A 22,576-nucleotide genomic window follows, 5' to 3' on the forward strand; every position below is an offset into this window, starting at 1 on the left:
ATTTTAGGTCGTGATCGGCACTTCGGCCAGGATCAGTGCCGCATCTCATAGTCACTGCCGGACCGACTGTCGGCGGAGCTGCGGCTCGCGTTTGAACTGTCCGGTCAGGGCAAGAACGATGACGACGATGCCGATGACGATCCAGCCGGAGACACCGAGCGGATTGACCAGAGGAAGATTCGCGGAGTCGCCCGCCGTACCTACGAGGAAGACGAGGTTGCCCGAAGCATTGAGTGAGCCGTGACCAATGACGGCTGGCCAGATGGACCCGGTGCGCAGACGAAGCCAGCCGAAGAGCACTCCCCAGGCGATGCAACCGCCGGTCATCAGCAGCACGCCCCAGATGTTCGGCTCATCGAAGTTCTGGCCCAGAAGGATGATCGGCGAATGCCACAACCCCCAGATGGCCCCGCTGAGCAGCAGCGCCGGCCAGGTTCCCAATGGCCGCAATGCGGGCAGCAGCCAGCCCCGCCAGCCTGCTTCCTCAGCGAAGGCCGGCAGCGCGTTGAAGACCGACGCCAAGGGAACAATCGCCACCTGAATCAGGACGACCGGCCAGAGCATGGACGGTTCGAGAGGAGCATCAAGCGTCTCCTGGAAGCCGGAGAAGTGAACGAGATCGAGGTGGATCCAGCCGAAGAGCGCCGAGATCGCGATGCATGCACACACCAGCACCAAGGGAGCCACCGTCATGATGACCGCGAACCAGACGACTCGTTTGGCGGGCCGCAGCGGCCACAGGCCGAGGAACCGCGCCCACTCGTGTCGGGGCACCTTCATGACGAACACCACGACCACTGTTGCGATGAGCGGCGTGAACATCATGACCATCGGCACCATACGGCTGACCAAAGCCGGCGCCGGGCGGTCATCGGAGGCCATCCAGAGAGGCAGGCTCACCAGCCAGGCAAGTCCGAAGGAGACGGCGACGAAGGTGACCAACGCGGCCCAGGGAACTCTGCGCAGGCGGTCCCCACGGTCCATTACTGTCGAGGTGGATGGGAAGAAGTCATCGAAGGTGTCAGGCATATGCTCCGACAGTATCAACAACATCTATTGTTCTGCAGGTCTGTGGAATCTGGGCGCGGACTCTCTTCGCGCACCGTTGAGTGCTCTGTTGCGCACCGTTGAGTGCTGAGGCGAGTGCTCCGATGACAGTTCTTAGTCCGGTGCCGACTAAACTGGGTCGGGTGTTCACCGTTTTCACCATCGTGCTCTATGCCGTCTCCGCCGTTCTGGCCATCTGGTCGATCGTCGAAACCATCCGCAACAGACCCGCCGGCAAACTGCTGCTCGGCGCGACTGCACTGCTTCTGCTGCTGCTCATCGTGCAGCTGGTGCTCTCGATCGCCACGTTCGGGTCGACCCACGGCGTCGATCCGCTCTTGTACTTCGGCTACGTCATCACCGCGATCCTCGTCATCGCCTTGGCTGGTTTCTGGGCGTTCGCGGAACTGAGCAGGTGGGGGCCGGGCGTGCTCGCAGCAGCAGGGCTGACGGTGATCGTCATGATCGAGAGATTGGACCAGATTTGGCACTGAAGAAGCGACACGACGGTGGCGGTGTCCGCTCAGCGGCCGCCTCGGCGAAGAAGGACCGCGCCGCGAAACGCAATCGCTCACCGTATTCGGCGATGCACACCGGCCCGGGCCGGGCACTGACTGCCGTCTACGGAGTCTTCGCTCTATCGGCCACAGCTCGCGCGGGCTATCAGGTCATCCGCGAGTTCGACGTGGCACCGGTCGCGTATTCGCTGTCCGTGATCGCCGCGATCATCTACATCCTGGCCACAATCTGCCTGGTCATCGGCAACCGCATCTCGCACCGGATTGCGATCGGCGCCTGCGTGATCGAGTTCGTGGGCGTCATCGTCGTCGGCATCCTCAGCTTCACCCATCCGGAAGACTTCGCGAAGCCCTCCGTGTGGTCGTCCTTCGGCAGCGGCTACGGGTTCATCCCACTCATCCTGCCGCTCGTCGGACTCTGGTGGCTCTCCCTCGTGGGCCGCAGAATCCGCGCCAGCTGAGGTCACACCGACCGAGGCCGCACCAGCGAAGACCACCCAAATTGAAAAGTCAGGCCCAACCTCGGCGGGGCCTGACTGTCAATTGATGCGTGAGTCTCACTCGATGTACGAGACCGTCACTCGATGTGTGAGGACAGCACGTTCCAGTCGGTGGACACGGCGCTCAGCTCATCCTTGGTCTTCATCAGCACATACGGATGGGCGGTGTCGACCTTGACGGTGTTGCCGTCCTTGTCGTTGGTCTTCACCGCCTCGATGGTGTCACCCAGGTCGACCGAATAGTCGTCGGGGACCTTGATCGTCAGGGTGCAGCGGACCTCGCCCATCCCGATGGCGCCGTGCTCGGTGCTCAGGGTCATCGAGGTGAAGTCGAGCTTCTCGTAGGGTTTGCAGGAGATATCGACCTTGTCGAATCCGGAGTCCTTACCCCGCAGGTCGCCCAGGTAGCCCCTGAAATCCTTGAACCCGCCTTCTTTCAGCCCCTTGGCATCGGCCTTATCGGCCTTGCCGTCGGCGAGGAATTTCGAGACCTGGTCCGCGGTCTTCGTCATCTCATCGTCGAATCCCTTGGGCCCGGGCTTGACTGCGCCGTGCCCGTCGGCCATCAGCGTCGGCGTCTGATCGGTCGGGATGTAGGAGGCGGTGCGCACGATCGGATCCGTCGCCGCCGATTCCCGGGTCGCGAGCTGGACCTGTGTGAGCTTCTTATCACCGTCGGAGGTGCCGAAGGCGTAGAACCACATCGGGTACTCGGTGAAGCTCGGGCTACCGGCGACGACCTCGCTGAAATTCGGTGCCCGCAGCTTCTGCTTAGCCTTCTTCGCGATCTGCATCTGGGCGCGGGTCCGATCGATCAGGGGTTCGCCCTGAATCTTCTCGAGGTCGGTACCTCCGTCGTCGAGGATCTTATCGAGCGACTCGGTGTAGTCGGTCATGAATTTCCCGGCCTCACCCGGGCGCATCGCCGTGCGCTCGTAGGGCGTGATCTCAGGGCTGTGCGGCTGCGCCACGGGCAGCGCACTGCATCCGCTCAAGGCCATTCCCGTCGTCAGGCTCAACGCTGTGACCGAGCGCAGTGAGCGCCTGCCTCGTGTGTTCCTCCGCCGAGGTGGCTCTGCCTTCGCCTCATCAGGGTTCTTCACGAGGCGGGAGCTTCGCACCCGACCGGTGCCCGTCGTGTAATCCTGTGCGTTCGCCCCAGCGCCGAGGCCGGCCCCTGGACCCGACCCGCGGTCAGTCTTTCGCGCGACCGGCTTCTTCTCCGGTCGGATCCGGCAATTGAACCAGCGCAGGAAGAAGTAGGCCGCGAATCCGGCGAAGATGATGCCCAATGCGATGCCGAGCAGGCTCAATGCCAGGACTCCCTCCACACGCATCTTCAGCGAGACCGTGGTTCCATCGAGATTCTCGCCCTTGTCTGCGGCGGAGATGACGAGCACCTGCGGGTCGGCGTCGAGGTCGAAGGTCTTCGCGACCTTCTCCCCTGTGTCCTTGCTGGTCCACCAGTCCCTGTCTGTCAGCGTCGCTTCGGGAGCGGCGTCGCCGGGGATGAATCGGTGCTCGAGAGTGTTCGGGAACTCGACGTTGCTGATCTGCTCCTGTGCCACACCATCGAGGATGCTGTCAGTGTCGACGCCGTTGGCGGTGCCGACGAACAGCTTCTTACCGTCGGCATTCGCGGCCTCAACGGTGACGCTGGTGCCCGAATAGGGAACGATCGCCTCGTCGAGGACGACGGCATAGGCGCCGTCCTTGACCTTGAAGGCGTCGGTCTCGGTGACCTCGTCGGTGCCGACGACGGACAGCGCTGAGATCACCAGTACTGCCACGATCACCGCTGCGACCGCGAACAGAATGGCTGTGGTGAGACGGATTCTCTGGTTCAGAACAAGGCCCTCATCAATGCTGTGCGTGCCTTGGTCACGGCCGGATCATCCGCGCCCAGGACTTCGAAGAGTTCGAGAACCCGCAGACGCAGCGCTTCCTTCTCATCGCCTGCGCTGACGCGGATCAGAGAGATCAGTCGATTGAAGGCACTGCTCGGGTTGCCTCCCACGATCTCTGCATCGGCAGCCGCCTTGGCCGCTTCGGCGTCCTTCGGATTCGCATCGGCGGTGGCAATGAGCTGCTGAGGATCGGCATCGATGAGGCGACGCCCCAGTCCGGCTCTGGCCAGACCGAATTTCGCTTCCTCATCTGCCGGCGATGTGGCCAGGGCAGCTTTGAACAGGGATTCGGCTGTGTCGAAGTCTCCCTGGCTCAGGGCCTCTTCTGCCTCGGGGTGGGCGGGGCCCGCTGGTTCCTGCTCGGCTCCGGCAACCACAGCATGACCGGTGACACCGTTCTCGCCGGCCAGCTTCAGCAGCTCATCGAAGTAGGCCTTCACCTGCGGCTCGGGCAGCACACTTTGGAACAGAGGTACGGGCTGGCCCTTGACGATGGCGATGACGTTCGGGATCGACTCGACGCCGAAGGCCTGCTGCAGGCGCGGATTGGCGTCGACATCGACGCGTGCCAGGACCAGCCGACCGCCGAAGGACTCGACGAGGCGTGCGATGACCGGAGAGAGCTGTTTGCTCTCCTCGCTGCGATCAGCCCACAGGTCAATGACAATGGGAACCCGGTCAGAGATCGCGATGACGTCGTTGAAGCTGGCCTCGTCGACGTCGAATACCAAGGCCGGTACTGGAACCGCACTCGGGTCCGCCGCTGCGTTGGCAACCTGCCCCGGTCCACCGCGCTGCTCCTCGTGCGGCAGATTCTTGCTGCGCACCGCGGACAGGTCGAGTCCCTGGTTCGGCTGTGCGTTGTCCTGCGAGGGATCCATTGACACGTGGTCTCCTTTGTTGCGGGAAGTGCGAATTCGTACGGTGCGTGGTGCGTATCCGTCGGGAATCCTACAGTGCTGAGGTCCGTCGGGAATTCTTAAGCTCCGACGGTGCTGATGACATCCAGCATAGAACGTATCAACACCGCCGGGCCCGCGACTATTTCAAACTGCGGCCCTGCGACTATTCAGCCTCGGGACCAGCCGACTATTCTAAGCCCGGGCTATTTCAGTTCGACGCCGCTGAGAGTCTCCAGGCCGCCGATGAGGCGGACCTTGCCATCCTTGGGCACGAGGAACGTCAGGACCTGGGTTGTCTTCGTCGTCACCGGCTTCTGGGTGCTGTCGGATCCGGTCAGCTCCTTCTGCGGGGTGGACAGAGTCAGGGTTCCGGTGCGTCCGTCAACGGATTCCGGAGAGATCGTGGACTCGGCCTCGACGACTCCGGTGACGACGGCGGCGTCTCCGGCAGTCCCCTGCGCGACGATCTCCTTGCCCGGGGTGTACTTGTAGTCGACCTCGGCCTTGCCGTCTTCGGCACTCTTCTTCTGTGCTGCCTGGTTCTTCCAGATCGACTTCGAGAAGTCATCGGTCTCGAACTTCTTGGCTTCCTTCGAGTCCTTCCCCGAACCCAGCGCCTTGGCGTAGTCGGAGACTGCCTTCTCCGGGGTCGTCACGAAGTCCTTGGTCTTCGGATCAAGGAGTGCCGATCCCTGTCGGGAGTCGGGAATGTCGGGAAGTTTGGTGCCCGGGACCAACTGGGTCTGTGACCACAGTTTGTAGTCGGAGCGCGGATCTTCCTGGGTCAGGACGAGGAGCTGGGTGTCATTGCCCGCCGAGGTGATGAGGCTGGTCATGCGCGGCCAAGAATCGGTGGCCGCGGTGTAGTTGACGACGACCTTCTCTTTGGCCACTGCCGGCGGCAGCTTCTGCTTCTCGACCTTCTCCTGCACCTTGTAGGCGTCTTCGCGCTGCTGCAGGGCAGGCCCGGTTGCACGCTTCTTCAGCTTGGCGCTGTCAGTCTTCTTATCCGCAGCCTTGATGTCGTCGGCCACGGAGTCGAGGATTCGTTTGGCCTGGTCGTCGTTGACGCCGGCTGCTGCAGTGCTCGGGGCCTCCGAGGGCTCAGGCTTGGGCAGCTCTTCAGGTCCGCAGGCGCTCAGAGCGAGCACCGGCACGATCGCGAATGCGGTTCCGTATTCCGCCAGTTTGCGGCGGCGTTCCTGGCGGGCCGTGCGCCGATTCTTCTCCTTCTTCGCGCTCTTGCGGTTGAAGAAGAGAACGACGATGCCGCCGACGAACAGTGCCCCGCCGATGATCATCAGGGGGATGGCCCAAGGGGTCTCCGCGTGGTTGGGCCAGGAGATGGTGACGGTCTTGACGTCGCCTGGTTCACCGCTGCCGGCGATGAGGAAGCCTGTCCGGTTCGCATCATCGGTCCAGTCGAGCTTGACCGAGTCTGCTCCGGTGACTTCGGCGGTCCAGAGGTCGGCTCCGGCCGGGCTGGGCATCTTGGCATCGCCGTTTTCGGGCTTCACGGTCAGTCCGCCATCGGGTGCCAGTCCCGTCACGTGTGCGACTGGGGAGTTTCCGGTCCAGGCGTCGACGTTTTCGATCGGGGCCTGAGCGATCGTCAGATCACCGGAGCCCTTGGCCTCGAGGGTCGCGGGGGTTTCGTAGAGATTGAGCATTCCGGGGTCGACGACGACAGCCGGTGTGTCTGCATCGATCTCTGTGGTCGCGGTGATCTGGTCGTCCGGCGCCCACAGGGTCTTCTGCAGAATTCCGAGGCCTCCGACAACGACACCCACCACCATGAGAATCACAGCAAGTGTGTAGCGCACGTACGAACCCTTCCCTCAACAAAGTCTCTTCTGGTCCCACGTTGACCCGTGGGACAGTCCAAGTTTAAGTCACTGCGCGCGTATTGTTTTTGTGCGTGTACTCAGCGTGTGTCGGTGCGCACAGCGAAGCGAGATGCCCACGGCCCACGCTCTGCTTTAAGCTGGGCTGGTGAGCAACGACAAAATTGTGTGGATCGACTGTGAAATGACCGGCCTCGACGAAGTCAGGGACGAGCTCATCGAAGTGGCGGCTGTGATCACCGACTTCGACCTCAATCCCCTTGACGAGGGCATCGACATCGTCATCAAGCCCTCCGCTGCGGCGTTGGAGAACATGAACGACTTCGTCACCCAGATGCATACGAGTTCGGGACTCATCACCGAACTCGATGCGGGAACGACGGTCGCCGATGCGCAGGCTCGGGTGCTCGAGTACATCAAGCAGCATGTCCCGGAGGCCGGCAAGGCACCATTGGGTGGCAATTCCGTGGGCACGGACAAAGTGTTCCTCACGAAGCAGATGCCTGAGCTCGTCGATCACCTCCACTACCGGATCATCGATGTGTCCTCGATCAAGGAACTGAGCAAGCAGTGGTTCCCCCGGGCCTACTTCCAGTCCCCGGAGAAGCACGGCGGCCACCGTGCCCTCGGCGACATCCTCGACTCGGTCATGGAGCTCCAGTACTACCGGAAGGCCGTCTTCTCAGCTGAGGGGCCGACGTCAGAAGAGGCGAAGTCCATTGCCGCCGAGGTGGGGTCACATATCTCGCGCTGAGCCGGCATCGCAGCGCTCCCGCACCGATTTAAGAAAACCGCGCAATGCGCCGTTTTCTTCGTACTTGTGAAATGATGACTTCATCATGCCACTAAATCACATGCAGCGGCCTCTGTATGAGGTCAAAGCGAACCTGTTCAAGGGCCTGGCCCACCCGTATCGAATCCGGATCCTCGAGCTCCTCGCCGGTGCTCCGGAGGTCAGTGTCACCGATCTGCAGGCCGAGACCGAGCTCGAAGCCTCCCATCTGTCCCAGCATCTTGCCGTTCTGCGCCGACACCGCCTGGTCGAATCGGAGCGTCGGGCCAGCCATGTCTACTACCGCCTTGCCGACCGGCGCACCGCCGAACTGCTCTCCGTGGCCAGGTCGCTGCTGCTGTCGATGCTCGAAGACGATGGGGGCCGCTTAGCCCAGGCCCAGACGCTGCCGCAGATTCCAGGTGGCCCTGCAGCTGTGGACAGCGCCGCGACTGCGGGCAGCACCGCGGCCACGGGCGAGCCCACGTCATGACTTCGCCTACCACCACCTCGGCGACCCTGCGGGCCGCTTTCCAGCGGGTGCGTTCTCTGCTGCCGGGCGTCTCCGACTACAGCGAGACCCGCCGTTCCTGGCCCAAGGACCTCGTTGCCGGTGTCACCGTCGGCATCGTCGCCCTTCCGCTGGCGCTCGGCTTCGGTGTGAGTTCGGGCCTCACGGCGGAGCAGGGCCTGATCACTGCGATCGTGGCGGGGCTGCTCGCTGCGGTCTTCGGTGGCTCGCATGTCCAGATCTCGGGACCCACCGGTGCCATGGCGGTCGTGCTCGTGCCCATCGTCGCCTCTCAGGGCGCCGAGGCTGTGGTGGTGGTGACGCTCATCGCCGGGATCATCGTCGTGGCGGCCGGGCTGCTGCGTCTGGGGCGCGCGGTCTCATTCATTCCCTGGCCGGTGATCGAGGGGTTCACCCTGGGCATAGCCTCCATCATCTTCTTGCAGCAGGTCCCGTTCGTCACCACGCCGGCAGATTCGCGGCCCGGTGAGCACAGTACGAATGCGCTCGTCGCGGCCGCTCAGCTCATCGGCGAGGCTGACTGGTCCTATCTGCCCTATTCTCTGACGGCGGTCGCGATCGTCGTCGTGTGCATGGTCCTGGCACCGAAGATCCACTCCTCGATCCCGGGTTCGCTCGTCGGCATCGTCATCGCCACGGTCCTCGCCGCTCTCGTGCCCAATCCTCTGGCGACCATCGGAGCGATTCCACGCTCGCTGCCCCTGCCCTCTGTCCCGGCCATCGACCTCGGTGCCATCGGTGGGCTGCTGCCGGCGGCGGGGACGATCGCGGCGCTGGCCGCGATCGAATCGCTGCTCTCGGCACGGGTGGCCTCCTCGATGTCGGATGCGGGCGCCTACCGTCCAGATCGGGAGTTGGTCGGACAGGGCATCGCGTCCATCGGCTCCTCACTCTTCGGCGGCATGCCCGCCACGGGTGCGATCGCTCGCACCTCGGTCAATATCCGGGCCGGTGGTCGCACCAGGCTGGCATCGATCGTCCACGCCCTCGTTCTGCTGGCCATCGTCCTCGCCGCGGCCGCGCCGGTAGGCCAGATTCCCCTCGCGGCACTGGGCGGAGTCCTCTTCGTCACCGCGGTGCGGATGGTTCATCTGACCACGGTGCGTGCCATCATGCGCTCCACGCGTTCCGATGCCGCAGGCTTCGTCATCACCGCGCTGATCACGATCTCCTTCGATCTCATCATCGCCGTCGGAATCGGCATGGTGGTGGCCGCTGCCTTCGCGCTGCGCAATCTGTCCCGGACGACAGGAGTGACGATCGAAGAGGTCTCCGCTGGAGAGGACACGCAGCCCGGCGACGACTCGATCTCGATCGTGCGCTTCGATGGGCCGCTGTTCTTCGCCTCCTCCGATCGGGTCTTCGACGAGGTCATGGAACTCGACGGGATCCTCGTCGTGATCCTGCGGATGTCTCAGCTCGAACTCGTCGATGCCTCCGGTGCACGCATCCTCGCCGAGGTGGTCCACACCTTCGAACGCCGCGGAATCACGGTGCTCATCAAGGGCGTCAAGGACGCCCACGTCGATCTGTTTCGGCACGTCGGTGTCCTCGGTGCGCTCAGGGACAAAAGGCACCTCTTCGATGACCTGCCCTGTGCGATCGAGCATGCCCGCTCCCACGTGGAGAGGGCCTCAACTCGACGCTGATACGAGGCTGGCTCGAAGTTGCCTCGATGCTGATTCGACGCTGTCTCGAGTCAGACCCAACGCTGGTCCGACGCTCAGCTGGCCTTCTTGGCCGGCTGGGCAAAGATCGTGGCCGGGAAGGCACCCGACTGGGCCAGGACTTTGATCAGGCTGCGGCTCGGAGACACGAGTGCCTCGATCTCCTCATCACTGAGTGCTGACCAGGCGGCGGCGACCGTGCCGTCGGTGAGCTGCTCGACCTGTTCCTTGAGATCGCGGCCGGCATCGGTGATGGCCGGCAGGTCGAAGCCGCGCTCGTCGGCATCGACGGTGATGAGTCCGGCTTCGGCCAGGCGCGTCTGCGCGCTCTTCCATTCCTCATCGGTGAATCCACGGGTCTTCTGCGCCGCACGCGGCTTGAACGAGGCGCCCGTGGCGACATCGAGCATGAGTGCGTCGATGCCTGGAACACCTGCCGTCACGAGCGAGGCCACATGGCCGTCTCCCCGAAATTCTCGGGCAATCGTCGCCACGTCCCATAGCTGCTCGAACGCGGTGTTGGCCGTGTGCGCGGAGACTGCGTCCGCTGTGGCCTGGGCCAACACCCGACCCGAGAAGTCCATATTCGCCAGCACCGGCGTCATGGCTGTGGCCAGCTCCGTGGCCGCCTCGGTGAGCAGGGCTATGTCCTCGCGGGATTCGAAGAGTTCGGCCATGAAGACGGCCACCGCATCGAAGCGAGCTTGGACCATGGTTTCCGGTGAGACCTTCTCCCACAGCTTCGGGAACTGGTCTGAGAGGAAGGCGTGTGAGTAGTTGTAGTAGGCGGCGCTGACGACCCCGGCGTTCACGCGACCCAAGGGCGCCGACCGTGCCGCCAGGGTCCCTTCGACTCCGGTTTCGAGTCCGTGTTTGGCATATTCCTGCCCCACGGTCTCGGAGAAGTACATGGCCGAGTGGAATGAGTTGAGACGCGAAGAGACGGTCCTGATGTTCTGTGTGCGTGAAGGGTTCATGGTGCCAATCCTAGGGTCAGGTTCCTGTTGTGCTGGTCATGTTCGTGCCGCACCGATGTCGGTGGTGCTGGCGAACCAATGGATATGGGCCGCGCATTCGCGCCGCGCCCGGTCAGCATCGCCGGTCAGAATGGCGTCGAGGAGACCGGCGTGTTGTTTCGTAAGTTCGGCTTGCACCCAGGCCCAGTCTTGGGTCGCGGCGGCCGCCGACGAGACATAGTCGATGATGCTGCTCGAGAGTGAGGCGAGGATGATGTCGGTGACCGGGTTGCCTGCGGCAGCGCACAGTTCACGGTGGAATCGGGCGTCGAGATCGTGGAAGGATTCCTTGACGATGCCGGGTTCGCGCATCTTAGCCAGGAGCTCATCCGCTCGCTTGAGGTGGGCCTCACCCAGTCCCCCATTTGGGACGATTGCCCCGGCCTCATCGTGACCGGCGGCGACAGCTTCTGCGGCGGTGGCGACCGCATCGGATTCGAGAACGACTCGTGTCGTCAGCACATCCGCAGGGGCGATATGTCGGGCCGAGACGTGCAGCTTCAGGGCCCGTGACAGGCCGACCGAGGGCTCGGAGACGATGACCGATCCGGCTCCTGGCCCCGATCCGACGCCGGAGCGGATGAGGCCGACGGCGTCGAGGATGCGGATGGCTTCGCGCACACTGGAGCGCGAAACGCCGAAGCGCTCGGCCAGGCTCCGCTCCCCCGGCAGCCGGTCGCCCAGGGTGAGGCTGCCGTCGAGGAACGCACGCTCGATTCCGGCAAGCACTATTTCATAAGCCTTATTCATCGTAATTGTCTTTTCGCCGTCCGTGAGTCAGTCAGAAGGCCCGGCATCTGCGCGGTGCCGATGTCACCAGCACCGAGGTCTTTGCTGGAACTTTCCTCTATGGTATGGTCTGACCACATTTGTGACAAGAACCACTTCCGTCGCATTCGATCGACCTCCGCCCAGAGGCCATGCCCCGGATCCGATTCTTGGCGCTGCAGGCAACTCGGCTTGGAGGTCAGATGAAGATTGCACTGTTCGCCACGTGCATCGTCGATGCCATGTACCCGGAGGTCGCTCAGGCGACCGTGACGATTCTGCGCAGACTCGGACATCAGGTGATCTTCCCCGAAGGCCAGTCCTGTTGCGGTCAGATGCACATCAACTCCGGCAAGTTCGCGCAGGCCGAACCGGTCATCGCCAACCACGTTCGGGCCTTCACCGACACCGAATGGGACGTCGCCGTCGCCCCTTCCGCCTCCTGTGTGGCCTCGCTGGGACACCAACAGCCCATGGTCGCCAGCCGGATGGGCAACGATGCCCTGGCCTCGGAAGCCGCCGAAGTGGCCGGACGCACCTATGAACTCTCCCAGTTCCTCACCGATGTCCAAGGCGTCACGGATGCCACAGCGGACCTCGGATCGTATTTCCCCCACCGCGTGACCTACCACCCCTCATGCCACGGGATGCGCCTGCTGCGTCTCGGTGATCGGCAGTCCGATCTGCTGCGCTCCGTCGAGGGGATCGACTACGTCGAACTTCCGCTCGCGGACTCGTGCTGTGGCTTCGGAGGGACGTTTTCGGTGAAGAACCCGGAGGTCTCTTCGGCGATGCTCGCCGATAAGATCCGCACCGTCCAGTCGACCGGCGCCGAGGTCTGCACCGGCGGAGACGCGTCCTGTCTCCTGCACATGGGCGGCGGAATGTCCCGCTTCCAACGCACCGGGAATTTCGAGGGCACCCCAGACGTCACGGCCGTGCATGTGAAGCACACAAGCTCAAACGATCCGTGCGATGACAATAGCGATGACAATACGGACCACCTCACGGCTGTCGTGGGCGCTGGTGGCGATGACCACCTGGGCTCGAGCGGAGACAGCACGCGCCCGACGGAGCCGAGCAAAGTCCAGTCGGGTCTGCGAGTCGGGCAGTCCACGGTCCACCTGGCTCGGATCCTCGCTTCGACCAAGGAGGACCCATTGCGTGTCCAAAGTGAAGGAGCAACCGTGAGTGGAGGGAGCCTGCGATGACCTTTCTGGGAATGCCGCTGCTGCGGTCCACACACCACGACGACCATGAGATCCCCGGTGGGCAGGGCAACATCATCGAAGACGAGTCCTTCGCGAAGGTCTCGCACCGACATCTGTCGAACCAACAGCTGCGCGACAACATCGGACATGCCACCGCCTCGATCCGCGATAAACGCGCCGAGGTCGTGGCCGAACTTGATGACTGGGAGGCCCTGCGCGAGGCGGGATCACGAGCCAAGAATCATGTGATGGAGAACCTGCCCGAGTATCTGGCGCAGTTCGAAGAGAAGTTCACCGCTGCCGGCGGAATCATCCACTGGGCACGCGATGCCGATGAGGCCAACGCCATCGTCACCGAACTCGTCGAGGCCAACGCTCCTGTCCTCGACTCGGGGCGTCGTGAGGTGATCAAGGTCAAATCGATGGCGACCGAGGAGATCGGGCTCAACGAGCACCTCGAGACTCAGGACATCGATGCGTTCGAAACCGACCTCGCCGAACTCATCGTCCAACTCGGCGACGACAAGCCCAGCCACATCCTCGTCCCCGCCATCCACCGCAACCGCGATGAGATCCGCGACATCTTCATGGACAAGATGCCCGACGCCGATGAGCTGACGAACGAACCGGCAGTCCTCGCCGAGGCAGCCCGACGATATCTGCGCTCCAAGTTCCTGACGACGAAGGTCGCGATCTCCGGAGCGAACTTCGGCATCGCCGACACCGGGACGCTCGGCGTCGTCGAATCAGAGGGCAATGGCCGCATGTGCCTGACCCTGCCGGAGACCCTGATCACGGTGATGGGCATCGAGAAGCTGCTGCCCAGCTTCGACGATCTCGAGGTCTTCCTGCAGCTGCTGCCCCGGTCCTCGACCGGGGAGCGGATGAACCCGTACACCTCCTTCTGGACGGGCAAGACTCCCGGTGACGGTCCGCAGAACGTGCACCTCGTCATCCTCGACAACGGACGCACCCGCGCCCTGGCCGATGAGCACGGACGCACGGCGCTCAACTGCATCCGCTGCTCGGCGTGCATGAACGTCTGCCCCGTCTACGAACGCACCGGCGGCCACGCCTACGGATCGACCTACCCTGGTCCGATCGGCGCTATCCTCTCACCGCTGATGACCGGCGTGAAGACCGAGGAGAACGGGTCGCTGCCTTATGCCTCGAGCCTGTGCGGAGCCTGCTACGACGTGTGCCCGGTCAAGATCAACATTCCCGAGATCCTCGTCCACCTGCGCAACGAGGACGTCGAAGCCAACCACTCCCCTGTCTCCTCCCAGCTCGACACAGCGCTGACCGGAGCGTCGTGGATGATGAGCGAGGGCAAAAGGATGGCCGCGGCCGAATCCGGTCTGCCCCTCGCCCACAAGGCCACCGGAGGCAATCCGATCAACTCGCTGCCGGGCATCGCCGGCGCATGGACCTCGAGCCGTGACATCCCCGGGCTGCCGGAGAAGAGCTTCAGGGCGTTGTGGGCCGAGGACGAAGCCCGCACCCAGGACGAGGCCCATGCAGAGGAAGAGGACGACGAGACATGACGGACACCGCACGAGAAGAAATCCTCGGCCGCATCAATCAGGCCCTCGGTCGCCGAGGCGGGGGCGAGTACGTCTCCTCCGCCTCCGGGATCGTCCCCACCGGTTCACCCGCTGAAGCTGCGGGGTCCAGGACCGGTCCGGGCCACAGCGCCGAGGACACCTCCGATGACGCCGGTTCGACGACTCCCGCAGCCGGCGGGGGCATGGTCAATCAGAGCGCGGACTATCTGCGCACCGGCACACATTCCGGCGAGGACCTCATCGAACTCCTCGTCGACCGACTTGAGGACTACAAAGCCAACGTCCACCGCGTCACCGGCGACCCTGCTGCGACCATCGCAGGACTCCTTGAGACGGGATCGAACATCGTCGTGCCCCGCGGACTCGACGAGGCCTGGCTGCAGGAATTCTCCGGTGAGATCTCGGTCGACACTCCGGGCCAGGAGCTCAGCGTCCCCGAACTCGACACGCAGGCGGCAGTGGTGACCGCCTCGGCGGTGGCGATCGCGCAGACCGGAAGCATCGTCCTCGACGGATCACCGGAGTGCGGCAGAAGGGCGATCACGCTCGTACCCGATCATCACGTGTGTGTCGTCCGCGTCGCCGACATCGTCGATATCGTGCCCGAGGGGATCGCACGTCTGACTCCGGAGGCGGCACTGACGTTCATCTCCGGGCCCTCGGCGACGAGCGACATCGAACTCAAACGCGTCGAGGGCGTCCACGGTCCGCGCACCCTCGACGTGGTCATCGTCGAGGAGTGAATCGGTCCCACTGCGACAGGGACAATCGCGGTACGCGACAATGGTGCCCATGACGACGGCTCGAACTCTGGAGTACCCGCACGAACCACCTCGGCGACGAAAGCGGCGGACGAAACTCATCGTCACCGCGGTCATCATCGTGGCCACGCTGCTCATCGGCTTCATCGCCGCCGACCGGGTGGTCGACTTCACCACCGAGTCGAAGATCGCCGAGGGCCTTAAGCCCTACGGCGATGCAGATGTGAACGTCGAGGGCTTCCCGGTGCTGACGCAGATGGCCGGGGGAAAGCTCAATACAGTGCATGTCACTGCCGATCGGGCCCACTATGAGAACGTCGACTTCACCGACGTCGATGCGAAACTCTTCGACGTTCCCGTCGACACCTCACGACCGATCGGCACGGTGGAGGCAAGCGGGGTGATTCCGCTGGAGACGATCGACTCGCTGGCCGCCGAACACGCCACGCTGCCCAGCGGCATGAAGTTCATCACGATCGACGACAAGCTCTTCCTCAAGGGCTCACTGCTCGGTCAGGATCTGCTCGTCGGCATCGAACCCAAGGCACAGTCCCGACAGGTCGTCGTCGATGCCACCACGATCAGGCTCGGATCAGCTGAGGTCGACATCGATTCGATCCCCTCGTTTCTGACTTCGTCGATCTCAGACATCGTCATCGACCTCGACTCCCTGCCTGCCGGCCTCGAACTCACCGATATCAAGGCCACCGATAGCGGCCTGGTCGTCAGCCTCCACGGCACCGGCGTCTCGCTGAACTGACTTACACGGCGCCGGAGACGAGCCGGTAATGTTCGTCTGGTGACGACATCACCCATCATTGACTTAGGCGACGATCCCGCCCGGTACCGCCCTGAACCCTCCGTGCTCGCTGCACTGCGTTCACCACGGCTGCTCACTCGTGAGGTTCTCGCCGGACTCGTCGTGGGCTTGGCGCTCATCCCGGAGGCGATTGCGTTCTCCATCATCGCCGGGGTCGATCCGAAGGTCGGGCTGTTCTCCGCCTTCATCATGGCTGTATCGATCGCTTTCCTCGGCGGCCGGCCGGCGATGATTTCGGCCGCGACGGGGGCCGTCGCCCTGGTCATCGCCCCCGTCGCCCGCACCTACGGCATGGACTTCTTCATCGCCACCGTCATGCTGGCCGGAGTCTTCCAGATCTTGCTGGCGGGCTCAGGGGTTGCCAAGCTCATGCGCTTCATTCCCCGCAGCGTCATGGTCGGCTTCGTCAATGCACTGTCGATCCTCGTCTTCTCCGCCCAGCTGCCCCATGTCATCGGAGTGCCGTGGCTTGTCTACCCACTGGTGGGGCTCGGAATCCTCGTCATGGTGCTGATGCCGAAACTCACGAAGATCGTCCCCGCGCCTCTAGTCTCCATCGTCCTCATCACCGCCATCACAGTGCTCTTCGCCGTCGATGTGCCCACGGTGCGTGATCAGGGTGAACTGCCCCGCAGCCTGCCCCAACTCTTCATCCCAGATGTTCCTCTGACGTGGGACACCTTCACCACGATCGCGCCGTATGCGCTGGCGATGGCGCTCGTCGGTCTGATGGAGTCGCTGATGACGGCCAAACTTGTCGATGAGATCACCGATACCCATTCGAACAAGACCCGTGAGAGCTGGGGGCAGGGGGTGGCGAACATGATCTCCGGCCTCTTCGGCGGCATGGGCGGATGCGCCATGATCGGTCAGACGATGATCAATGTGAAGGCCTCCGGAGCGCGGACTCGCATATCGACGTTCATGGCCGGAGCGTTCCTTCTCATCCTCGTCGTCGTACTCGGCGATATCGTCAGCATCATCCCCATGGCCGCACTCGTGGCGATCATGATGATCGTGTCCATCGACACCTTCGAGTGGCATTCGATCCGCCCCTCGACTCTGAAGCTGCTGCCCAAGAGTGAAACCTTCGTCATGATCGCAACAGTGGTCGTCGTGGTTCTCACCGGAAACCTTGCGATCGGCGTGGTCATCGGAGTCTTCATCGCCAGTGTTCTCTTCGTCCGACGCGTCGCACACTTCGTCACCGTCGACCGAGAGGTCACCGAGGCTGGAGCCGCAGCTGGGGCGAGCGCACACTACAGGGTCACCGGCGAGCTGTTCTTCGCCTCGTCGAATGATCTGACAACACAGTTTCACTATTCGCACGATCCCGATCGCATCGTCATCGATATGAGCGGCTCCCATGTCTGGGATGCCTCGACCGTGGCAGCCCTCGATGCGATCGTGACGAAATACGAGCAGCTGGGCAAGAGCGTAGAACTCATCGGCATGAATGAGTACACAGAGCGCCTCCACGCCCGGCTCTCCGGCGGTCTGGGGTCCTGAGCCCGCAGGCTGGACTCGTGAACGTGCGGGGGCGTCCGGTAAACTGGCCCCGATGATTCCCACACAGCCCGACTCCGTATTCACACCGCAGGTGTGGGTCCTTGGGCACTCAGGCACAAATGGTTACATCACCTCGTGGGGACTGATGATGTCGGGCACAGCTCCACTTCTGGCCGGTGACCAACCCCGGCCCGCTATCTGCGCAGACTGCTGACTGAACAGACTGCCCTCTGAACACGCCGTCATGAGCACGACCGCCTCGGCGTTCGATCACTGACTGTTTCATCAGAGCACCCGCACAAGTTTCGGGCCGGAGAAGCACACCTTCCGGCAATGAAATGGACCCATCGTGACTTCACCATCCCCCGCCACCGGTTTTCGCCTGTTCACGTCCCTGCGCAAGGACACCGTGGGCGGCGGACTCCTCGTCATCGCCGCTCTCACGGCTCTCATCTGGGCGAACTCTCCGCTCTCTGACTCATACCTCGCGCTCAGAGACATCGAGGTCGGTTTCGCCCCGTGGCACCTGCAGCTGAGTCTGGGAACGTGGGCCGCCGACGGTCTGCTGGCGATCTTCTTCTTCCTGGTCGGAGTGGAGCTGAAGACCGAGTTCACCCACGGGGATCTGCGCAGCTTCCGCACGGCCATCGTCCCGATCACTGCTGCTGCCGGCGGGGTCATCGTCCCTGCCCTCATCTACACGGTGCTCATGGTCTCCCACCCGGAGCTGTTGCGCGGGTGGGCGATTCCCACTGCGACGGACATCGCGTTCGCCGTCGCGATCCTCGCAATCATCGGCTCCCATCTGCCCAAGTCGCTGCGCGTCTTCCTCCTCACCCTCGCCGCCGTCGATGATCTGCTGGCGATCGGCATCATCGCCGTCTTCTACACCGAGACCATTACCATCGTCCCCCTCCTGGCGGCCGTTGCGGTCATCATCGCCTACGGACTCATCGCCTCCCGGTTCAGAACATTCTTCGTCGACCGCGCCTGGGCAGCCTGGGTCATCCTGCTGCCGTTGGGACTCATCGCCTGGGCGCTCATGCATTCCTCCGGTGTCCACTCCACAATCGCAGGCGTGCTGCTCGGGTTCACCATCCCCGCCCTGGCCAGCCGACGAAAGGGACGTCAGGCTCGCAAGGCGAAGAGCTCCCGCCTCAACGCTCAGAGCGACGAAGAGCGGCCCAACCTCGCTGAGATGATAGAACACCGCCTGCGCCCCCTGTCCGCGGGGTTCGCGGTCCCAGTGTTCGCCTTCTTCGCCGCGGGTGTCGCCGTGGGCGGCCTCGAGGGGCTGGCCACGGCGTTCACACAGCCGCTGACCTTTGCGATCATGGCAGCCCTAATTGTGGGCAAACCGTTGGGGATTCTGACCTCGACGTGGCTGGTCACCCGATTCACCTCGGCCGGACTGGACCAGAGCCTGAAATGGCCCGATCTGGCAGGGGTCGGTCTGCTCGCAGGAATCGGGTTCACGGTGTCCCTGCTCGTCGCCGAACTCAGCTTCACCCCGGGCTCCCCGGACCACGACTATGCGAAGGTCGCGATTCTCAGCGCCTCGGTCATCGCGGCGCTTCTGGCATCGGTGGTCTTGGGCGGCAGGAACCGCCGGTACCGCAAGACAGAGAACGCTACTCTGGATGTGGACCACCTCTGACGGCACCACCAGAAAGGCTCAATGATGAGCACCATCACCCCGGTAGGACAACGCTTCGAGTCCGAACTCACCCAGCTTGCCACTCTCGTCGACTCGGACCGTCCGGGCTGGACGAGGCGAGCGCTGAGCGAGTTCGACGTCGCCGGTCGCGACTACGCTCGGACACTGATGAAGCAGGCGGGCCTAACGACACGGATCGACGGGGCCGGCAACGTCATCGGGGTGCTGCCCGGTCGCCTCGGCGGGCGAGAGATCATGCTCGGGTCCCATACCGACACCGTTGACGGCGGTGGCCGCTTCGATGGGATCACCGGCGTCCTCGGCGCCATCGAGGTCGTGCGGCTGCTGCGGGAGAACAACGTTCGACTCGACCATGATCTTGTGGTCGTGGTCTTCTTCAACGAGGAGCCCAATGATTTCGGCTTCTTCTGCGTCGGCTCCCGGGCGATGACCGGACTCGTCGACCGCACCACTCTGGCAGCCACGGACACCGGTGGACGCAGCCTCGCCGAAGCACTGCCCGATTCCGGCATCGATCCCGAAGCCTTCCTCGATGCACGCTACGACTTCTCGAAGGTCACCGCGTTCTTCGAACTTCACATCGAGCAGGGGCCGGAGCTGGAGCGGATGGGCAAACAGATCGGCGTGGTTGAGACGATCACCGGGATCAACCACTTCAAGGCACTCTTCACCGGCCGTCAGGATCATGCCGGTACGACCCCGATGGATGTCCGCTCCGACGCAGGGTGTGCGGCCGCGGGCACCGTGCTCGCCGTCGAATCGATCGCCGAGTCTGGGACGAACACCCGCGGCACCAGTGGTCAGATCCAGTTCACTCCCGAGGCTGTGAATGTCGTCTCGGCCAATGCCAGCGTCGAAGGCGAATTCCGCGGCCCCGACGGTTCATGGCTGCATGAGGCGCAGCGCAGGCTCACCGATGCCGCCAGTCAGAATGCTGATGCACGCGGTGTGCACGTGGAGATGGAGTGGACCACGGACGATGCGCCCGTGCCGCTGCACGAACCGATCACCTCCACCATCGCCGAGGTGGCCGATGAGCTTGGTCACACACGCGCCACAATGTTCTCCGGCGCTGGTCACGACGCGGGGATCATCGCCGCCAAGACTCAGGTGGGCATGATCTTCGTGCCCTCGCACGATGGCCGCAGCCACTGTCCCGAAGAATTCACCGAACTCGATGACATTCTCCCGGGAATCGAGGTACTGCTCGAGACCGTGCTGCGCCTCGACGGGACAGCACACTCAGGATAGTCTCCCCACCTGCACAGGGGTATGTGAGAATAGCAGTCGGGCAACAGCGGGCCCCAACACACTCAGCTGAATTTCATCACACTGCAGGAGGTGCAATGCGATCCCCTATCCCTGATTTCTTGGACGAGACTCTCGATCGTCACAGATCAGACCGGTCCGGTGAGAACGCGGACTACATACCCGATCTGGCCTCGGCCGATCCGGAGAAACTGGGCATCTGCATCTCCACCCTCGACGGGGTCGAATATGCCTCGGGTGATTCGGAATACGAGTTCTCCATCCAGTCGATGTCGAAGCCGTTCATCTACGGCATGGCCATCGAGCAGGAAGGGCTGGCAGCGGTCCTCGAGATGGTCGGTGTCGAGCCCAGCGGCGAAGCCTTCAACGAGATCTCTTTGGACAAGATGTCCGGTAAGCCGCTGAACCCGATGATCAATGCCGGAGCCATGGTCATCCATTCGCTCCTGGGTGAGCCGGGCACCTCACTGGCCGAGCGGATCGAGATCGTTCGGGCCGGCCTGTCCGAGTTCGCCGGTCGCGAGCTGCACATCGATGATTCGGTGGCCGAAGGCGAATGGGGTGAGGCCTACCGCAATGTCGCGATCGCCAATATGCTCCGGTCCTATGGTGTCTACACCGACCAGCCCGACGAGGTGGTACAAGGTTATATCGCCCAGTGCTCGGTCGTCGTCACCACCAAAGATCTGGGAATCATGGCCGCCACTCTGGCCGCGGGCGGGGTCAATCCCATCACCGGCAAGCAGGTGCTCTCACCCCGTGTGAACCGACATGTCCTGGGCGTCATGATGACGTGTGGCATGTACGACGCTGCCGGTGACTGGATGACAGAGGTCGGCATACCCGCCAAGTCCGGCGTCTCCGGCGGAGTCTTCGGGGTCCTGCCCGGGCAGGTCGGCATCGCCACCTTCTCTCCGCGCTTGGACAAGCACGGGACGAGTGTTCGCGGAGCCAATATCTTCCGGACTCTCTCACGCGAGTTGAGTCTGCACATCATGGACGCGCCCGAACCTGCCCGCTCGATCATTCGTCGTGACCGCCGCTTCGTGGATTCTCAGGGCGTCATGGTCCGCATCTGCAGCTTGCAGGGTCTGATCCAGTGGAGCGGTGCCGAAAACGTCATCCGGACCATGGACGCACCCGAATCCAATGTAGAGGCCTTCGTCCTCGACCTGCGCCGGGTCAACGAGATCAATGCGGTGGCCAGGCGCATGCTCACCGAGGCGATGGGTCGGCTCGAGGAGGACGGAAAGCGCATCGCGCTGATGGACCCCGAGGACATGCTCCTGTGCAAGAGTCCGAGCTCGTCCCTACCCGACGTCGAATACATCGACTCCCCCAAGGCGCTCAAGGGTCTGCGTCGGCTGCGTGAGGATTGGTCCCAGAGAGCCGTCTGACAAACCCCTTTGCTAAGGTGAGGCTAACTTATCCAATGAGAAGGAGCTTCATGACGAACCCACCGGTCTCAGAGACTCGTGCCCCGCGCCCGCCTCGCCCACAGGCCGTTCTGACCGTGCAAAAGGTCAAAGACATCACCCCGAACCTCATTCGGATCACGGTCGGTGGCGACGGCTTCGACGCGATCTCGCCGAACGAGGCGACAGACAAATACGTCAAACTCATGTTCGCCGACCCCGCACACGGGCTGACCCCGCCCTACGATCTGACGGAACTGCGCGAGAACTCCCCGGAGATGCTTCCCCGCAACCGCACCTACACCGTGCGGGAGTTCAACGAGGACGAGAAATGGCTGTCCCTAGACTTCGTCATCCACGGTGATGAGGGCGTCGCCGGGCCCTGGGCCAAACAGGTTCAGCCGGGCGACACACTGGTCATGGTCGGCGCCGGAGGCAAATACCAGCCGAATCCGGATGCCCCATGGCACCTGCTCATCGCCGACCACACCGCGATCCCTGCCGTGAGCACGGCCCTCGAAGCCATGGACACCGAGGCGAAGGGAACCGTCATCGCCGCCGTAGCCGAGGAAGCAGACCGTGTGCTTCCGGTGACACCGGCTGGCATCACCGTGGTCTGGGTCGACAATGACGATGAGCTCATTGCCGCTGTTCGCGGTCTCAACTGGCCCGAGGGAACACCGCAGGTCTTCGCCCATGGCGAGCGGGAGACGATCAAAACGATTCGGAAGGTCCTCAAGGAACACGAGGTGCCACGAGAGTCTCTGTCGATCTCTGCCTATTGGGCCAGCGGTCGTGCCGAGGACCAGTTCCAAGCGGAGAAACGCGAACCCATCGGCAAGATCGACTGATCCTGTGGCCCATCAGCACCTTCG

The 22,576-nt window shown here is 63.3% G+C and carries 19 protein-coding genes and 1 pseudogene; 14 read left to right on the top strand and 6 right to left on the bottom strand.

All coding sequences use genetic code 11. From position 1 onward, the window contains the following. Positions 1-51: 51 nt before the first annotated feature. Positions 52-1,029, bottom strand: a complete 978-nt coding sequence (locus INT29_RS12240) for a CPBP family intramembrane glutamic endopeptidase (protein ID WP_226841914.1) — start codon at positions 1,027-1,029, stop codon at positions 52-54. A 161-nt stretch (positions 1,030-1,190) separates the two neighbouring features. On the opposite strand from INT29_RS12240, the gene INT29_RS12245 reads away from it, so the two are divergent. Together INT29_RS12245 and INT29_RS12250 are read left to right on the top strand one after the other, a co-directional pair. After that, a complete protein-coding gene (locus INT29_RS12245) occupies positions 1,191-1,541 on the top strand; it encodes a hypothetical protein (protein ID WP_101574284.1) in 351 nt (116 codons plus the stop codon). Next, the gene (locus INT29_RS12250) at positions 1,532-2,026 is read left to right on the top strand and encodes a hypothetical protein (protein WP_413463160.1); all 495 of its coding nucleotides are present in this window, start codon (positions 1,532-1,534) and stop codon (positions 2,024-2,026) included. The genes INT29_RS12245 and INT29_RS12250 overlap by 10 nt, the downstream gene beginning before the upstream one ends. Positions 2,027-2,142: 116 nt before the next feature. Here INT29_RS12250 and INT29_RS12255 read toward each other — a convergent pair whose 3' ends face one another. The 3 genes from INT29_RS12255 to INT29_RS12265 all read right to left on the bottom strand — a co-directional run bounded on the left by INT29_RS12255 (position 2,143) and on the right by INT29_RS12265 (position 6,697). Next, positions 2,143-3,855 carry a hypothetical protein gene (locus INT29_RS12255; protein WP_193071786.1) on the bottom strand — a complete coding sequence of 571 codons (1,713 nt, stop codon included), beginning with the start codon at positions 3,853-3,855 and terminating at the stop codon, positions 2,143-2,145. 53 nt (positions 3,856-3,908) lie between these two features. Beyond that, positions 3,909-4,853 (bottom strand): tetratricopeptide repeat protein, encoded by a 945-nt coding sequence (locus tag INT29_RS12260; protein WP_193071809.1) that lies wholly within the window; start codon positions 4,851-4,853, stop codon positions 3,909-3,911. A 224-nt stretch (positions 4,854-5,077) separates the two neighbouring features. After that, the gene (locus INT29_RS12265; protein WP_193071787.1) at positions 5,078-6,697 is read right to left on the bottom strand and encodes a hypothetical protein; all 1,620 of its coding nucleotides are present in this window, start codon (positions 6,695-6,697) and stop codon (positions 5,078-5,080) included. A 169-nt stretch (positions 6,698-6,866) separates the two neighbouring features. Here INT29_RS12265 and orn point away from each other — a divergent pair, with 169 nt between their 5' ends. The 3 genes from orn to INT29_RS12280 all read left to right on the top strand — a co-directional run bounded on the left by orn (position 6,867) and on the right by INT29_RS12280 (position 9,671). After that, entirely contained in the window at positions 6,867-7,472 is a 606-nt protein-coding gene (gene orn / locus INT29_RS12270) for an oligoribonuclease (protein ID WP_319020895.1), read from the top strand. A gap of 85 nt (positions 7,473-7,557) precedes the next feature. Beyond that, complete coding sequence (locus INT29_RS12275; protein ID WP_193071788.1) at positions 7,558-7,983, top strand: ArsR/SmtB family transcription factor; 426 nt, start codon at positions 7,558-7,560, stop codon at positions 7,981-7,983. Further along, positions 7,980-9,671 (top strand): SulP family inorganic anion transporter, encoded by a 1,692-nt coding sequence (locus INT29_RS12280; RefSeq protein ID WP_101574220.1) that lies wholly within the window; start codon positions 7,980-7,982, stop codon positions 9,669-9,671. Before INT29_RS12275 ends, INT29_RS12280 begins: the two co-directional genes overlap by 4 nt. Positions 9,672-9,745: 74 nt before the next feature. Here INT29_RS12280 and INT29_RS12285 read toward each other — a convergent pair whose 3' ends face one another. Together INT29_RS12285 and INT29_RS12290 are read right to left on the bottom strand one after the other, a co-directional pair. After that, complete coding sequence (locus tag INT29_RS12285) at positions 9,746-10,666, bottom strand: SCO6745 family protein (RefSeq protein WP_101574219.1); 921 nt, start codon at positions 10,664-10,666, stop codon at positions 9,746-9,748. A gap of 36 nt (positions 10,667-10,702) precedes the next feature. Beyond that, entirely contained in the window at positions 10,703-11,455 is a 753-nt protein-coding gene (locus INT29_RS12290; RefSeq protein WP_101574218.1) for a FadR/GntR family transcriptional regulator, read from the bottom strand. Positions 11,456-11,676: 221 nt separating this feature from the next. On the opposite strand from INT29_RS12290, the pseudogene INT29_RS12295 reads away from it, so the two are divergent. The 9 genes and pseudogenes from INT29_RS12295 to INT29_RS12335 form a co-directional block, all read left to right on the top strand. Further along, positions 11,677-12,366 (top strand): annotated as a pseudogene (locus tag INT29_RS12295) ((Fe-S)-binding protein); the annotation flags it as partial. Positions 12,367-12,680: 314 nt separating this feature from the next. Then, complete coding sequence (locus INT29_RS12300; RefSeq protein WP_413463161.1) at positions 12,681-14,228, top strand: lactate utilization protein B; 1,548 nt, start codon at positions 12,681-12,683, stop codon at positions 14,226-14,228. After that, entirely contained in the window at positions 14,225-14,992 is a 768-nt protein-coding gene (locus INT29_RS12305; RefSeq protein ID WP_226841917.1) for a LutC/YkgG family protein, read from the top strand. Before INT29_RS12300 ends, INT29_RS12305 begins: the two co-directional genes overlap by 4 nt. A 49-nt stretch (positions 14,993-15,041) precedes the next feature. After that, the gene (locus INT29_RS12310; RefSeq protein WP_193071790.1) at positions 15,042-15,770 is read left to right on the top strand and encodes a DUF2993 domain-containing protein; all 729 of its coding nucleotides are present in this window, start codon (positions 15,042-15,044) and stop codon (positions 15,768-15,770) included. Positions 15,771-15,809: 39 nt separating this feature from the next. Then, positions 15,810-17,339, top strand: coding sequence for a SulP family inorganic anion transporter (locus INT29_RS12315; protein ID WP_257930240.1), 1,530 nt, complete (start codon positions 15,810-15,812; stop codon positions 17,337-17,339). 349 nt (positions 17,340-17,688) lie between these two features. Continuing rightward, positions 17,689-18,996, top strand: coding sequence for a Na+/H+ antiporter NhaA (gene nhaA / locus INT29_RS12320; RefSeq protein ID WP_193071791.1), 1,308 nt, complete (start codon positions 17,689-17,691; stop codon positions 18,994-18,996). Positions 18,997-19,017: 21 nt separating this feature from the next. Beyond that, on the top strand, positions 19,018-20,268 hold the full coding sequence (locus tag INT29_RS12325) for a Zn-dependent hydrolase (protein WP_193071792.1): 1,251 nt from the start codon (positions 19,018-19,020) through the stop codon (positions 20,266-20,268). A 95-nt stretch (positions 20,269-20,363) separates the two neighbouring features. Beyond that, the gene (locus INT29_RS12330) at positions 20,364-21,683 is read left to right on the top strand and encodes a glutaminase (RefSeq protein ID WP_193071793.1); all 1,320 of its coding nucleotides are present in this window, start codon (positions 20,364-20,366) and stop codon (positions 21,681-21,683) included. Between the two features lie 50 nt (positions 21,684-21,733). Continuing rightward, positions 21,734-22,552, top strand: coding sequence for a siderophore-interacting protein (locus INT29_RS12335; RefSeq protein ID WP_193071794.1), 819 nt, complete (start codon positions 21,734-21,736; stop codon positions 22,550-22,552). Positions 22,553-22,576 lie beyond the last annotated feature (24 nt).

This window comes from Brevibacterium sp. FME37, from assembly GCF_014897485.1.
In the GTDB taxonomy this organism is placed as follows: Bacteria; Actinomycetota; Actinomycetes; order Actinomycetales; family Brevibacteriaceae; genus Brevibacterium.